At 67.0% G+C, this 14,472-nt stretch carries 17 protein-coding genes and 1 tRNA gene; 2 read left to right on the forward strand and 16 right to left on the reverse strand.

The window, feature by feature from the left end; all coding sequences use genetic code 11:
- Window positions 1–5: 5 nt before the first annotated feature.
- A complete protein-coding gene (locus tag ACQGNW_RS03440; RefSeq protein WP_426661686.1) occupies window positions 6–929 on the reverse strand; it encodes a lysophospholipid acyltransferase family protein in 924 nt (307 codons plus the stop codon).
- A gap of 14 nt (window positions 930–943) precedes the next feature.
- Window positions 944–1,216 (reverse strand): phosphopantetheine-binding protein, encoded by a 273-nt coding sequence (locus ACQGNW_RS03445; RefSeq protein ID WP_426661687.1) that lies wholly within the window; start codon window positions 1,214–1,216, stop codon window positions 944–946.
- Window positions 1,217–1,574: 358 nt separating this feature from the next.
- Between ACQGNW_RS03445 and ACQGNW_RS03450 the strand changes: the two genes are divergently transcribed.
- Window positions 1,575–2,567, forward strand: coding sequence for a chorismate transformation FkbO/Hyg5 family protein (locus tag ACQGNW_RS03450; RefSeq protein WP_426661688.1), 993 nt, complete (start codon window positions 1,575–1,577; stop codon window positions 2,565–2,567).
- 127 nt (window positions 2,568–2,694) lie between these two features.
- Entirely contained in the window at window positions 2,695–3,297 is a 603-nt protein-coding gene (locus ACQGNW_RS03455; protein WP_426661689.1) for a hypothetical protein, read from the forward strand.
- 90 nt (window positions 3,298–3,387) lie between these two features.
- Here ACQGNW_RS03455 and glmU read toward each other — a convergent pair whose 3' ends face one another.
- From glmU to ACQGNW_RS03525, 14 genes are all read right to left on the reverse strand, one after another.
- Window positions 3,388–4,755 (reverse strand): bifunctional UDP-N-acetylglucosamine diphosphorylase/glucosamine-1-phosphate N-acetyltransferase GlmU, encoded by a 1,368-nt coding sequence (gene glmU, locus ACQGNW_RS03460; protein ID WP_426661690.1) that lies wholly within the window; start codon window positions 4,753–4,755, stop codon window positions 3,388–3,390.
- A 100-nt stretch (window positions 4,756–4,855) separates the two neighbouring features.
- A complete protein-coding gene (locus ACQGNW_RS03465) occupies window positions 4,856–5,395 on the reverse strand; it encodes a hypothetical protein (protein WP_426661691.1) in 540 nt (179 codons plus the stop codon).
- A gap of 143 nt (window positions 5,396–5,538) precedes the next feature.
- Window positions 5,539–5,961: a F0F1 ATP synthase subunit epsilon gene (locus tag ACQGNW_RS03470; RefSeq protein WP_426661692.1), complete on the reverse strand. Its 423-nt coding sequence runs from the start codon at window positions 5,959–5,961 to the stop codon at window positions 5,539–5,541.
- Window positions 5,962–6,062: 101 nt separating this feature from the next.
- Window positions 6,063–7,496, reverse strand: coding sequence for a F0F1 ATP synthase subunit beta (gene atpD, locus ACQGNW_RS03475; RefSeq protein ID WP_426661693.1), 1,434 nt, complete (start codon window positions 7,494–7,496; stop codon window positions 6,063–6,065).
- 141 nt (window positions 7,497–7,637) lie between these two features.
- Complete coding sequence (atpG, locus tag ACQGNW_RS03480; RefSeq protein WP_426661694.1) at window positions 7,638–8,555, reverse strand: F0F1 ATP synthase subunit gamma; 918 nt, start codon at window positions 8,553–8,555, stop codon at window positions 7,638–7,640.
- A 62-nt stretch (window positions 8,556–8,617) separates the two neighbouring features.
- On the reverse strand, window positions 8,618–10,168 hold the full coding sequence (gene atpA, locus ACQGNW_RS03485; RefSeq protein WP_426661695.1) for a F0F1 ATP synthase subunit alpha: 1,551 nt from the start codon (window positions 10,166–10,168) through the stop codon (window positions 8,618–8,620).
- Window positions 10,169–10,382: 214 nt separating this feature from the next.
- Window positions 10,383–10,916 carry a F0F1 ATP synthase subunit delta gene (locus tag ACQGNW_RS03490; RefSeq protein WP_426661696.1) on the reverse strand — a complete coding sequence of 178 codons (534 nt, stop codon included), beginning with the start codon at window positions 10,914–10,916 and terminating at the stop codon, window positions 10,383–10,385.
- Window positions 10,917–10,919: 3 nt separating this feature from the next.
- Entirely contained in the window at window positions 10,920–11,390 is a 471-nt protein-coding gene (locus tag ACQGNW_RS03495) for a F0F1 ATP synthase subunit B (protein ID WP_426661697.1), read from the reverse strand.
- 93 nt (window positions 11,391–11,483) lie between these two features.
- Window positions 11,484–11,768 carry a F0F1 ATP synthase subunit C gene (atpE, locus tag ACQGNW_RS03500; protein ID WP_426662021.1) on the reverse strand — a complete coding sequence of 95 codons (285 nt, stop codon included), beginning with the start codon at window positions 11,766–11,768 and terminating at the stop codon, window positions 11,484–11,486.
- Between the two features lie 42 nt (window positions 11,769–11,810).
- Window positions 11,811–12,629: a F0F1 ATP synthase subunit A gene (gene atpB, locus ACQGNW_RS03505; protein WP_426661698.1), complete on the reverse strand. Its 819-nt coding sequence runs from the start codon at window positions 12,627–12,629 to the stop codon at window positions 11,811–11,813.
- Window positions 12,630–12,632: 3 nt separating this feature from the next.
- The gene (locus ACQGNW_RS03510) at window positions 12,633–12,998 is read right to left on the reverse strand and encodes a hypothetical protein (RefSeq protein WP_426661699.1); all 366 of its coding nucleotides are present in this window, start codon (window positions 12,996–12,998) and stop codon (window positions 12,633–12,635) included.
- A gap of 272 nt (window positions 12,999–13,270) precedes the next feature.
- The gene (locus tag ACQGNW_RS03515) at window positions 13,271–13,651 is read right to left on the reverse strand and encodes a phasin family protein (protein ID WP_426661700.1); all 381 of its coding nucleotides are present in this window, start codon (window positions 13,649–13,651) and stop codon (window positions 13,271–13,273) included.
- Between the two features lie 153 nt (window positions 13,652–13,804).
- A complete protein-coding gene (queD, locus tag ACQGNW_RS03520; RefSeq protein ID WP_426661701.1) occupies window positions 13,805–14,167 on the reverse strand; it encodes a 6-carboxytetrahydropterin synthase QueD in 363 nt (120 codons plus the stop codon).
- 56 nt (window positions 14,168–14,223) lie between these two features.
- Window positions 14,224–14,300, reverse strand: a tRNA-Met gene (locus ACQGNW_RS03525).
- Window positions 14,301–14,472 lie beyond the last annotated feature (172 nt).

The following is a 14,472-nucleotide window of genomic DNA, read 5'->3' on the forward strand; positions in this document are numbered from 1 at the left end:
GCGATTCAATCCGCGGCGGGCCGATCGGGCCGCCGCCAGAAATCGTGGAAGTTGAACCAGTTGTACGGCGCCACCCGCACGTAATGCTCCAGCCGCGCCGCGTAGCGCGCCAGCAGCGCGTCCAGCGCGGAGCCGCGCCCTTCGCGCGGGATCGCCACGCGCTCGGCGAACGGCTCGAACACCAGCCGGTAGCGGTTGCCGCCCAGGTACAGGCCGAAGCACAGCAGCACCGGCACCTGCAGCGCGTTCGCCAGCAGCCACGGCCCCACCGGCAGCGGCGCGGGGGTACCGAGGAAATCCACCTCGCGTTGCGCTTCGTGCTCTCCCGCGCGATCGGCCAGCAACGCCACCATCGCCCCCTGCCGGCAGGCCTCGGCCGCGGCCAGCACCACACCAGCGCCGCCCTGCGCGGCATCGATCACCGCCGCACCCACCTCCGGCGCCAGCGCCTCCAGCAGCTCGGTCATCGCCGGCGTCTTGCCCTTGTCCAGTACCACGCGCAGGGGCACGTCGGGGCGCCGTGCGCTGAGCGCGCGCAAGGCCTCGAAACTGCCCTGATGCGAGCCGACCAGCAACACGCCACGGCCTTCGCCGATACGCCGTTCCAGTTCCGCCAGCCCCTCGATCGCGATGTCGAAGCCGCGCTCGCCGTGGGCGAGCAGGAAGATCCGGTCCAGCGTGGTGGCGGCGTAGGCGTGGAACTGGCGCAGCATCGCCCACGGGCCGGGCGCATGCCCGAACACACGCGTGAGGTATTGCCGCGAGGCACGCCGCTCGGCGCCGCGGCGCAGGAAGAAATACAGCGTCACCGGATACAGCAGCAGCCGGCCGAAGCGGCGGCCGCCGCGGAGCGCCAGCGTGCGGATCAGCCACAGCGCGAAGCGGCCACCGCCTTCGCGGTGCGCTCGCCAGTGCGTGGCATCGCCCATGCCGCGCGACGCCCTCAGCCGTTGACGCGATGCGCTTCGACGTGCGCCGACAACTCGCGCAGGCTGGCGAAGATGCGCCGGTTGTCGGGATGATCCGAACGCAGCTGGAAGCCGTAGCGCTTGGACACCGCCAGCGCGATCTCCAATGCGTCGATCGAGTCCAGCCCCAGCTCGCCGCCGAACAGCGGCACCTCCGGGTCGATCTTCGCGGGATCGAGCGCTTCGAGATTCAGGCTTTCCACGATCAGGGTGGCCAGTTCGTGCTGGGCGGCGGTCAGTTCGGCCATGTGCGCGGAAGCTCGGGAAACGTCTTCGAAACGGTGGAAAGCAGCGGCGAAGTGTAACATGGAGCCCTTGCCTTTCCCGGGTGCAGGAGCCTGCATATGATCCCCACATGGCCCGTGTTGCCCAGCCGTGGCCGTCAGGCGGCGATGCCCGGCGCGGCAACCGCCCGGCCGGCCGGCCGGGCAGGCCGTGCCGCCGCATGGCGGCCATCGCAAGACACCGCGCAGAGCCGGGCCGGGTTGCCCGCATCCCTGCGTCATCATTCCGTCGTGGACGGACGTCCGCTTTCCCGTTCTTCCCTGGCCTGCGCGCAAGCGGCTCCCCGCGCGGGCCAAGCGGGGACCACAAACAGGCTCTGACATGCTCGAGGGTTGTGAAAGCAGGTGGGTCGAGACCGGCGCGGCGCGCGCGCCGCGCATTTCCTACCGCACGGACCACGCCGCCACGCTGCTGGCCGAACCCGGCATGCTGGCGGTGTTCGGCTTCGGCTGCCCTGGCGCAGGCGGCGACGATCCACGCTGGGTGCGCGTGCCGCTGGAACCTTTCGACACGCCTGCGCCGCTGGAAGCCTGGCAGGTGGACGGCCCGGTGCGGCACGGTCGCCACGGCGCATTGCGCTGGGCGTCCGGCGGCGGCTGGCTGTTCGCCGCGCTGGAACTGGACGAACGCGAACACGGCGGTCCCGCGGGTGCGGCCCGGGTCGCGTACGCGCGGCTGCGCGACTTCATCCGCGACCGCGACGAACAGCGCGTGCTGCGCATCTGGAACTACCAGGGCGCGATCAACCAGGGTGAAGGCGACGCCGAGCGCTACAAGCTGTTCTGCGATGGCCGTGCCGAAGGCTGCGGCGACTGGTTCGCCGCCGGCTACCCCGCCGCCACCGCGATCGGCCACCACGCTCACCCGCACCTGTTGCAGGTCTACCTGCTCGCCGGCATGCACGCCGGCACGGCGGTGGAAAACCCGCGTCAGGTCAGCGCGTGGCGCTACCCGCGCCAGTACGGCCGCACCTCGCCCGGCTTCGCCCGCGCGATGATGCTGCCCGCACAGGACGCGCTGGCGATCTCCGGCACCGCCGCCGTGGTGGGCCATGCCTCCGCCCATGAAGGCGACACCGCGGCGCAGCTCGGCGAAATCCTGCTCAACCTCGAAGCGCTGCTGGCCAGCGCCGGCATGCCCGCGGGTTTCGACACCCAGGCGCCGCTGAAGGCCTACGTGCGCCACCCCGCCGATGCGCCGCGCGTGCGCGAGCTGCTGCAGCGGCGCCTGCCCGGCGTACCGGTGCTGCTGCTGCACGGCGACGTCTGTCGCAGCGAACTGCTGGTGGAACTGGACGGCTGGCGTTACGCCTGAAGGTGAGCGCGGTTGCGCCGCTCCACGTTCAATGACAACCGATCACGAGCAAGCGGATCGGATACTGCCACTCAATTTACGACTGTACCGAATCTGGCGCCTTCACCTTCTGGCACAGGAGATCTTTATGAAAGGACACAACTTCTGGAAGCTGCTCGTCCTGTTCTCGACGTTGAACCTGGTTGGCTGCATTACGACCCAGATGTATCGCCCCCACTACGCCTACGAACAGCTGTCCAGTGTGCTGATTTCGGTGGATGGCGAGCACCTGGTTGCGATCACCGACAAACACGACTACGTGTTCGACCACGCCTCACGCCTGATCGCCATCATCAAGAGCGACTTGCGCAGTTATGTTTCCGCCAGCTTCGACGACTTTGAAGTCGCCACTGACGGTGCAACATCCGGCACTGTCGTATTGACGCTACGCGGTTTTCCGCCAGAGCGTGTCCAAGAGGCAGCCAGCAACGGGTTCGCACCGGATCGATGGAACCGACTCAGCCTGCGCATTCCGCTGAGGGGAACAATGTACAAAGGCAGCAAGACACCGCTCGGCGCGAGATATGCGCTGAATCAGGCTTATACAGTAAGAATCAAACAGGACCCGTCTGCCATTGCCACCACGGGAAAGATACTCGCAACGCCAGTGACGGCTGCTGCCGATGGCGTGTTGGTGCTTTCGGGTGCGGCACTGATTCTTGTTGCATCACCTTTCGTGAAACAGATGTAATCACGGGCAAAATGCTAGCTTGGAACCGCTTGCCGGATCACCAGCGAGCCATATGCCTGAACAGCGAATTGCTGCATGCATGCGCTGTCGTCAGACTTTTTCCGGCCGCTTCCAGCCGGCCAGCGTGAGCTGGCGTCCGCGCGCCACGGTGAGCTCGCCCGCCGGGGCGTCGCGGGTGATCACGGAGCCGGCGCCGATGGTGGCCTGCGCGCCGATCGTCACCGGCGCCACCAGCGCGCTGTTGGAGCCGATGAAGGCGCCGTCCTCGATGCGGGTGGCGAACTTGTTCACGCCGTCGTAGTTGCAGGTGATGGTGCCGGCGCCCACGTTGACGCCGCGGCCGATCACGCTGTCGCCGAGGTAGCTGAGGTGGTTGGCCTTGCTGCCCTCGCCGATGCGGGTCTTCTTGGTCTCGACGAAGTTGCCCACGTGCACGCCGGCGTCGAGCTCGGTGCCGGGGCGCAACCGCGCGAACGGGCCGACGGTGCAGGGGCCGTGGGTGACCACTCCCTCCAGGTCGCAATGCGCCTGCACCACGGTGCCGGCGGCGAGGCGCACGTCCTTGAGCCGGTTGAACGGGCCCACGCGCACGTCGTCGCCCAGGTGCACCTCGCCCTCGAGGATCACGTCGATGTCGAGTTCCACGTCGCGGCCCGCCACGACCGTTCCGCGCACATCGAGGCGCGCGGGATCGGCGAGGCGGACGCCGTGCTGCTGCAGCGCGCGCGCGGCGCGGCGGCGATGCTCCGCCTCCAGCTCGGAGAGCTGCAGCGCGTCGTTCGCGCCGGAGGCCTCGACCGGGTCCGCGCATTCCACGCTGAGCGCGGGGCGCCGTTCCTCGTTTGCCAGGCGGAATACGTCGGTGAGGTAGTACTCGCCCTGCGCGTTGTTGCGGTCGAGCCTGCCGATCCAGCCGCGCAGCGCGGCGGCAGGCGCGACCAGGATGCCGGTGTTGACCAGGTCGATGGCGCGCTGCTCGTCGGTGGCGTCCTTCTCTTCGATCACGCAGCGCACGTGGCCGTTGCCGTCGCGCAGCACGCGGCCGTAGCCGTGCGGATCGGCCGCGCGGATCGCCAGCAGGCCGAAGCCGCCGTCGACCTGCACCAGCGTGCGCAGCGTCTCGGCGCGGGTCAGCGGCACGTCGCCGTACAGCACCAGCACCAGTGCCTCGTCGGGCACGCCGGGCAGCGCCTGTTCCACCGCGTGGCCGGTGCCGAGTCGTTCCGCCTGCAGTACCCAGCGCAGGTCGTCCTGCCCCGCGAAGGCGGCCGGCACCTGGTCGCCGCCGTGGCCGTAGACCACGTGGATCGCGGCCGGCTGCAATGCACGCGCGGTGGCCAGCACGTGCGCCAGCAGCGGCCGCCCGGCCAGTGGCATCAGCACCTTGGGCCGCGCGGATTTCATGCGCGTGCCGGTGCCGGCGGCGAGGACGATGACGTGGAGCGGTGCCTGGTTCATGCGCGTCTGCCTTGACCTGAGCTGGCCGGAAAGTCTATCAGTCTGCCCGTGGCGAACTCCGGACGCCCGCGAGGCCGCAGGCGGGCGGCGCGGTGCCCGTTCAATGTCGGGCCGGCGCGGAGGACACCGTCGCCTTGCCGGCGCGGCATTCGAAGCGGAAGGCGTACAACAGGCTGAACGGCTTGGTCTGGCTGTCCACTTCGTGGGCGTTGCCATCCGCATCGGCGGCCCAATGGCTGATGCGCAGCGGGTCGAACCGCCACTGCAGCATCGCCGTGCGCACGGCATCGTAGTACGGCTGCCAGCGCGGCGAGGCGGGCGTTTCAGGTGTCGACAGGGCGCGCACGTCGCCAACCTTGCCCGTCGCGTCCACGATCACCTGCACCCGCACTTCGCGCAGGGGCGGGCAGGCCGCCAGCTGTTCCGGCGGATAGGCGGGCAGTACACGCCGGAACGGCGTGGCGCCGGTGGCGGTATCGCCCAGCGCCAGCTGGTAATGTGCCGTGTGGCCGTCGTCGAGCATCCGGTAGCTGGCGCGGCCCTCGTTCGGCGCCCCGGCGGGCGGCGCGGCGACGGTGGCGCAGGCTGTCAGCCCCAGCGCGAGCAGGCCCGGAAGCAGCGACTTCACGCGTTTCGTCATCGAACTGCCTCCGCTGGCGGAGCGGACGACGCTATCAGATTACATATGTAATTTGAAGTGCGGCCCCGCGCCCGCGGCCACGGCGGCCAGACATGAAAACGCCGGCGCGAGGCCGGCGTCTGGTGGGTGCATCAGGGGATGCGTCAGTGCTTGAGGTTGCGCCGCATGCGTTCCAGTGCCTGCAGCTGGGCCAGCGCCTGGGCCAGCTTGGCCTGGGCCTCGGCCACTTCCAGCGCCTCGGTGCGGTTGGCCAGCGCGTCCTCGGCTTCCTTCTTGGCGCGCTGCGCGGCGGTCTCGTCGAGGTCGGCCGCGCGGATCGCGGTGTCGGTCAGCACGGTGACTACCTGCGGCTGCACTTCGAGGATGCCGCCGGAGACGTAGAACTGCTGGCGCTCGCCTGCGGCCAGCACCACCTCGACGTGGCCCGGCTTCAGGCGGGTGATCAGCGGTGCGTGGCGCGGCGTGATGCCAAGCTCGCCCAGCTCGCCGGTGGCGACGAGCATCGTGGCCTCGCCGGAGAAGATCTCGGCTTCGGCGCTGACGATGTCGACTCGGAGGGTGGTCATGGTTGGTTACTCGTCACGTTCGCGGGAAACGACGGGGTGAAGGGAAGCAGGCTCAAGTCGCGGCATTGTCGCCAGCTTGCCCGTGCCTTTGCGAAAGCCGCTTAGGCGGCTTTCTTGGCGCCCATCTCCTCACCCTTCTTGATCGCCTCGTCGATGCCGCCGACCATGTAGAACGCCTGCTCCGGCAGATAGTCGACATCGCCTTCCACGATCATCTTGAAGCCGCGGATGGTTTCCTTCAGCGACACGTACTTGCCGGGCGCGCCGGTGAACACCTCGGCCACGTGGAACGGCTGGCTGAAGAAGCGCTCGCACTTGCGGGCGCGCGCCACCACCTGCTTGTCTTCCTCGCTCAGCTCGTCCATGCCGAGGATCGCGATGATGTCCTTCAGCTCCTTGTAGCGCTGCAGCATGCCCTGCACGCGGCGGGCCACGTCGTAGTGCTCGGCGCCCACCACCTGCGGATCGAGCTGGCGGCTGGTGGAGTCCAGCGGGTCCACCGCCGGGTAGATGCCCAGCGAGGCGATCTGGCGCGACAGCGTCACGGTGGAGTCGAGGTGCGCGAACGTGGTGGCCGGCGACGGATCGGTCAGGTCGTCCGCGGGCACGTACACCGCCTGGATCGAGGTGATCGAGCCGGTCTTGGTGGAGGTGATGCGCTCCTGCAGCACGCCCATTTCGTCGGCCAGCGTCGGCTGGTAGCCCACCGCCGACGGCATGCGGCCGAGCAGCGCGGACACCTCGGTGCCGGCCAGCGTGTAGCGGTAGATGTTGTCCACGAAGAACAGCACGTCCTTGCCCTTGCCGGACGCGTCCTTCTGGTCGCGGAAGTACTCGGCCATGGTCAGGCCGGTCAGTGCCACGCGCAGGCGGTTGCCCGGCGGCTCGTTCATCTGGCCGTAGACCATCGCCACCTTGGACTCGGGCAGGTTGTCCAGCTTCACGACGCCGGCGTCCTGCATCTCGTGGTAGAAGTCGTTGCCCTCGCGGGTGCGCTCGCCCACGCCGGCGAACACCGACAGGCCCGAGTGCTGGGTCGCGATGTTGTTGATCAGCTCCAGCATGTTCACGGTCTTGCCCACGCCGGCGCCGCCGAACAGGCCGACCTTGCCGCCCTTGGCGAACGGGCAGACCAGGTCGATCACCTTGATGCCGGTTTCCAGCAGCTCGTTGGCCAGCGCCTGCTCGTCGTAGGCGGGGGCCTCGCGGTGAATCACCCAGCGGTCTTCGGCGTTGATCGGGCCGACTTCGTCGATCGGGTTGCCGAGCACGTCCATGATGCGGCCCAGGGTGGCGTTGCCCACCGGCACCTTGATGCCTTCGCCGGTGTTGCGGGCGAGCAGGCCGCGCTTCAGGCCCTCGGTGGAGCCCAGCGCGATGGTGCGGACCACGCCGTCGCCGAGCACCTGCTGCACTTCCAGCGTGATCTCGGTGCCGTCGATCTTCAGCGCGTCGTACACCTGCGGCACCTGATCGCGCGCGAACTCGACGTCGATGACCGCGCCGATGATCTGAACAACTTTGCCCTGGCTCATGGATGTGCTCCGGATGGATCTTTGTGATTTCGTATCAGCGCCGACGAAGCGTCGCTCTTGTTAGGAGTGCGGCCATGGAAGGCCGCTTTTTGATCTGCTCTTGCAGGCATGGATGCCTGCACTCATACAGCCCAACCGCGGTCAGACCGCAGCGGCGCCACCAACAATCTCCGAGATTTCCTGCGTGATCGCCGCCTGGCGGGTCTTGTTGTAGACCAGCGTCAGCGTGTCGATCACCTTGTTCGCGTTGTCCGAGGCGCTCTTCATCGCGACCATGCGCGCGGCATGCTCGCTGGCGAGGTTCTCCAGCACGCCCTGGTACACCACCGACTCGATGTAGCGGCCCAGCACGTGCTCCAGCACGGTCTGCGCGTCGGGCTCGTAGATGTAGTCCCAGTCGTGGGCCTGCTCCAGCTTGATGCCGGCATAGGCCGACTCGCCGGCCGCCTCGTGCGCCTCCATCTCGGCCGCCACCAGCGGCAGCGGCAGCAGCGCGTCGATGGTGGGCTTCTGCGTCATGGTGTTGACGAAGTCGTTGTAGGCGAGGAACACGCGATCCAGCGCATTCGCCGCGTAGGCGTCCAGCACCACCTTGATCACGCCGATCAGCTGCTCCAGCTTCGGCCGCTCGCCGAGGTGCGTGGTGCTGCCGATCAGGTTCACACCCTTGATGCGGCGGAAGAACTGCAGCGCCTTCTGTCCGATCGCCACCACGTCGACCTGCACGCCCTTGCCCTGCCACTCCTGGATCGCGGGCAGCAGGCGGCGGAACATGTTGGAGTTCAGGCCGCCGCACAGGCCGCGGTCGGTGGACACCACGATGTAGGCCACGCGCGCCACGTTTTCGCGCTCGACCAGGAACGGATGTCTGAAGTCGGTGCTGGCCTGGGCGATGTGCGCGATCACCTTGCGCATGGAGCGCGCATAGGGGCGCGAGGCCTTCATCAGATCCTGCGCCTTGCGGATCTTCGAGGCCGAGACCATCTCGAGCGCGCGCGTAACCTTGCGCATGTTCTGCGTGCTCTTGATCTTGGTTTTGATTTCGCGTCCGCTAGCCACGTCTGCCTCGATCTGTCGGGTCTGCGCAATGCCGGTTCACGAACCGGCGTGCCGTTCCGGGATTACCAGCTGCCCGTCTTCTTGTATTCGTCCAGCGAGGCCTTGAAGGTGGCTTCGATGTCGTTGTTCCAGTCGCCGGTGGCGACGATCTTCTTCATCAGCTCGCCGTGGTTCTGGTGCATGAAGGCGTGCAGGCCCTTTTCGAACGCCAGTACCTTGTTCACCGGCAGGTCGTCCAGGTAGCCCTTCTCGGCGGCGTACACCGACAGCGCCAGCTCGGCGATCGACAGCGGCGCGTACTGCGCCTGTTTCATCAGCTCGGTGACGCGCTGGCCACGGTCGAGCTGGGCGCGGGTGGCCGGGTCGAGGTCGGAGGCGAACTGCGCGAACGCGGCCAGTTCGCGGTACTGCGCCAGCGCGAGCTTCACGCCGCCGGAGAGCTTCTTGACGATCTTGGTCTGCGCCGAACCGCCCACGCGCGACACCGAGATGCCGGCGTTCACGGCCGGGCGGATGCCGGCGTTGAACAGGTCGGTCTCGAGGAAGATCTGGCCGTCGGTGATCGAGATCACGTTGGTCGGCACGAACGCGGAGACGTCGCCGGCCTGCGTCTCGATGATCGGCAGCGCGGTCAGCGAGCCGGTCTTGCCCTTCACTTCGCCGTTGGTGAACTTCTCGACGTACTCCTCGCTGACGCGCGAGGCGCGCTCGAGCAGGCGCGAATGCAGGTAGAACACGTCGCCCGGATAGGCCTCGCGACCCGGCGGACGCTTCAGCAGCAGCGAGATCTGGCGGTAGGCCACGGCCTGCTTGCTGAGGTCGTCGTAGACGATCAGCGCGTCCTGGCCGCGGTCGCGGAAGTACTCGCCCATGGCGCAGCCGGCGTACGGCGCGATGTACTGCAGCGCGGCCGACTCGGAGGCGGAGGCGACGACGACGATGGTGTTGGCCAGCGCGCCGTTCTCTTCCAGCTTGCGCACCACATTCGCGATCGAGGAGCGCTTCTGGCCGATCGCCACGTAGATCGAGAAGATGCCCGAGTCCTTCTGGTTGATGATCGCGTCGATCGCCAGCGCGGTCTTGCCGGTCTGGCGGTCACCGATGATCAGCTCGCGCTGACCGCGGCCGATCGGGATCATCGAGTCGACCGACTTGTAGCCGGTCTGCACCGGCTGGTCGACCGACTTGCGCCACACCACGCCCGGCGCGACCTTCTCGATCGGCGCGTTGAGCTTCGCGTTGATCGGGCCCTTGCCGTCGATCGGGTTGCCCAGCGCGTCGACCACGCGGCCGAGCAGCTCGGGGCCGACCGGCACTTCGAGGATGCGGCCGGTGGTCTTGGCCACGTCGCCCTCGCGCAGGTGCTGGTATTCGCCCAGCACCACCGCACCGACCGAGTCGCGCTCCAAGTTCAGCGCCAGCGCGAACGCGTTGCCGGGCAGCTCGATCATTTCGCCCTGCATCACGTCGGCCAGGCCGTGGATGCGCACGATGCCGTCGGACACGCTGATGATCGTGCCCTCGTTGCGCGCTTCCGCTCCGAGCTTGAACTGCTCGATGCGGTTCTTGATCAGTTCGCTGATCTCGGACGGATTCAGGGTGGTGCTGGACATGGGTCGATATCCTGAAATTTGGAAGCTTTTTTAAGAGTCCGGCCATGGATGGCCGGCTTTTGCTCTTCGCGAAACGGACTTCGCGTGAAACTTTTGATCGTCCTGCCGTGGATGGCCGGTTTTTGCTCTTTTGCGAAAGGACTTCGCATGAAACTTTTGTGGTCCGGCCAGGGCTGACCGGCGGTGCACTTCGCGAAGAAGACTTCGCGTGAAACTAACCTGCGAGGGCGTTGCCCAGGCGTTCCAGTCGCCCGCGCGCGGAGCCGTCGATCACTTCGCTGCCGGTGTCGATCACCGCGCCGGCCAGCAGCGAAGCATCGACGCTGGTTTCCAGCTCGATCTCGCGCTTGAAGCGGCGCTTCAGCGACGCCTTGAGCCGCTCGGCCTGGGCCCCGTCCAGCGCCATCGCGCTGGTGACCTTCACCAGGAGCTGCGACTCGGACTCGCGACGGTAGTGCTCGTACAGTGCAGCCACCTCCGGCAGCAGCGCCATGCGGCGGTGCTCGGCCAACTCGCCCAGGAACTGCGCGAACGGCGCATCGGCCGCGATGCCCTCGGGCAGGTGCAGCGCCACCAGCTGTGCCGGCTGCACGCGCGGATCGTTGCCGAGCGCGGCGACGCGCGGGTCCGCCGCCACCTGGGCGGCGAACGCCAGCGCCTGCGACCACGCGGCCAGCGCGCCGGCGGCATGGGCCAGCTCGAACGCGGCGCGGGCGTAGGGACGGGCGAGGGTGATTGCCTGGGCCATCGATCAGACCTCGGCGGCGAGCTGGTCGAGCAGCGCCTTGTGCGTGGAGGCATCCACCTCGCGCTGCACGATCTTCGATGCACCCTGCACGGCCAGCGCACCGACTCGCTCGCGCAGTTGCTCGCGCGCCTGTTGCGCCATCGCGGCGATGTCGTCCTGCGCGGCAGCCTTCAGCCGGTTGATCTCGACGATCGCGTCCGCGCGGGCCTTGTCGAGGATGCCGTTGGCCTGCTGCTGCGCCTTGTCGATGATCTCCGACGCCTGCTGGCGCGCCTTGCGGATCTCGTCCGCCACCTTGGTGTCGGCGTCCTTCAGCTCGGCGTGCGCGCGCTCGGCAGCGCTGAGGCCCTCGGCGATCTTGATCTGCCGCTCCTCGATGGCCTTGTTGATGTGCGGCCAGATGAACTGGACGCAGAACCAGATGAGGATGGCGAAAGCAATCATTTCGCCGATCAGGGTCGCGTTGAAATCCATCGCTGCCTTACCTGCAAATACGGAATGGAGCCGGCGCGGGCGTCAGGCGATCCGCGCCGAGAGAATGGCGGCGCCAGGCGCCGCCTCGGGGCATCAACCCGCAGCCAGCTTGGACAGCAGCGGGTTCGCCACGGCGAAGTACATGGCCAGCGCCACGCCGATCAGGAACGCCGCGTCGATCAGGCCGGCCAGCAGGAACATGCGGCCCTGCAGCAGCGGCACCAGCTCCGGCTGGCGGGCGGCGGCTTCCAGGAACTTCGAACCCATCACACCGATGCCGATACAGGCACCCAGCGCACCGAGGCCGATGATCAGGCCGAGCGCGATGGCGGTGAAGCCTTGGACTTGAGCAATGTGAGCGACTAGTTCCACGGTGATCTCCTCGAAAAAACGGTTTTGCGTTGAAGGGTTGAAGCGGAATCAGTGATGGTCGTGCGCCATCGCGATGTACACGATCGTCAGCACCATGAAGATGAAGGCCTGGATCGAGATGATCAGGATGTGGAAGATGCCCCACACCGTGTAGCCGATGATGCCTGCCCCGTACAGCGCCCAGCCGGCCAGGCCGGCACCCGCGCTGAACAGGCCGGCGATCAGCATGAACACCAGCTCGCCCGCATACATGTTGCCGAACAGTCGCATCGCCAAGCTCACCGGCTTGGACAGCAGCTCGACCACGTTCAGCGCGAAATTGGGGATCCACAGCGCCGGATGCTTGCCGAACGGCGCGGTGAACAGCTCATGCATGTAGCCACCGAAGCCCTTCGCCTTGAAGCTATAGACGATGATCAGCAGGAACACCGTGATCGACATCGCGAACGTCATGTTGATGTCGGCGGTGGGCACCGCGCGGAAATGGCCGATGCCGAACTTCTCGGTGATCCATGGCAGCAGGTCGACCGGCAGCAGGTCCATCGCGTTCATCAGGAATACCCAGACGAACACGGTCAGCGCCAGCGGGCCGAGGAAGCGGCGGTCGCCATGGAAGACATCCTTGACCTGGCCGTCGACGAACTCGAGGATGATCTCGACGAAGGCTTGGCCCTTGCCGGGCACGCCGGAAGTGGCCTTGCGCGCCTTCGACCAGAACCACAGGCAAAACAGCACGCCCAGCGCCAGCGAGACCGTGATCGAGTCAAGGTGCACCGCCCAGAAGCCGCCCTTGCTCGCATGCGGAACGAGATGCGTCAGGTGATGCTGGATGTATTCGGTAAGACCGCCCTGCGGCTCGCTTGCCATGTATCAACCCTTGAATCTGAATGCCGCCAGATAAACCGCGTAGGCAGCCACCAGCCCCGTCACGGCGGCCAGCGGCGGCAACTTGTACTGAAACAGGATCAACCCCAGCCCGCCGACGACCACGGCCCACTTCAGCAACATGCCGAGCAGCAGGCGGACGAAAGCCGCCGCACCGCCGACCAGCCGGCCAAAGGCCTGCACGGACATCAGCGCGGTACCCAGCGCTACCGTGAAACCTCCCGCCGCAGCCGAAACCGCCTCCCGATGCCCCTTCAGCAGGAACATCACGCCGACCAACGCCGCCACCGCGAGTTGCAGCAGCACCGTGCGCAGTGCGAGGCGCCGACCGGCGTCGAGACTGTTGAGCACGTAACCTCTCCGCACCGGTTTCCACCAGGTGGCACCGATACAGCCACGAACCACGATTCAATCCGTAAAAGTATATCAGTGCCCCGCCTGCAGCGACAAGCCGCGGGCGCTGCGGCAACTTGTCCGGCAAGCCCTCGCTGCGCCGCTTGGCGCCTGGTCATTGTCGTTTGATTCACCAAAGAAAAGGGCCGGACTGGGGAAGTCCGGCCCAGGCTGCCGCGCGGAAGGGAGGGAGCCGCCGGCAGGGTGTCACTCGGGTTGTGGAAAACTTCTTACTTCGCAGCCTTCTTCGCGGCCGGGGCGGCCACTGCCTCGTTGGCGGCCTGGCGCTGCTCCTGCACCAGAGCCTGCAGCGATTCCGCAGCCTTCTGCGTCACGGCGATGATTTCCTGCGAAACCGCCACCGCACGCTCGGCTTGTTCGCGGCTCAGGCTGGCGCCCTTTTCCCAAAGGCCGCGCAGGGCGTCGACGTCACGCGTCTCCAGCACCTCGGCCACGAACGCGGCCGAATCGCGGGTCTGCTGCTCCAGCGCCTTGAGCTGCAGCCCGGCGACCGTTTCCAGGCTCTTCAGTGCCAGCGACTGCGCCTTGAACGCGCCCTCGGTGACCTGCTTGGTGTAGGCGAAAAACTGGTTGTTGAACTGCTGAGTCATGAGCTTGCCCTCGCTGGGGTTTGCGGGTAGTGGCAAGCACTCTAGCAAGCTTTTTTGTGCAATGCAATATATTTTTCGGGAATCGACCAGACCACTCGACAAATATGCCGTAGGCACAGGGTATTGCAATCTCATCGATCTCGTCGCGATGCGTCAATAACTGGCCCGGCTGCAGCCGGCGCCGGACGTGCAGGTCTCGTGCACCACCACTTCCTCCAGGCCCGGCAGGCGCGGCTCCAGCCGCTGGAAGATCCAGCGTGCCAGCACTTCGCTGGTGGGATTCTCCAGGCCCTCGATTTCGTTGAGGTAGCGGTGATCCAACTGCTCGAACAGCGGCGCGAAGGCCGACTTGACGTCAGCGAAGTCCATCACCCAGCCGCTGTGCGCATCGGGCTCGCCCGCCACGTGCACTTCCACGCGGAACGAATGCCCGTGCAGCCGCGCGCACTTGTGCCCCGGCGGCACGTTGGGCAGACGGTGGGCCGCCTCGATCTGGAAAACCTTGAAGATGCGCATGCTCGGGCTCCGGCGATCCGTCGACCGCGAATCGCACGGGCGCGGGATGGAGCGCATGGTGGCTATGGGTGGACTCGAACCACCGACCCCAGCATTATGAGTGCTGTGCTCTAACCGGCTGAGCTACATAGCCATGGGGAAAACCGCCGCACCGGATCGCCTGCGATGCCGGATGCGGGGCGCGGCAGTTTAATGGCGCGCACGCCCCGGTTCAAGCTCCTCGGCTTGCCGCGCCCCGGCGTGCATGGTTGAATCGGGTCATCGCCTTGCGCGCGCCAGCCGCTGCCGGCGCGCGACCGGGCCCG

This window comes from Rhodanobacter aciditrophus (genome assembly GCF_050026795.1).
In the GTDB taxonomy this organism is placed as follows: Bacteria; Pseudomonadota; Gammaproteobacteria; order Xanthomonadales; family Rhodanobacteraceae; genus Rhodanobacter_A.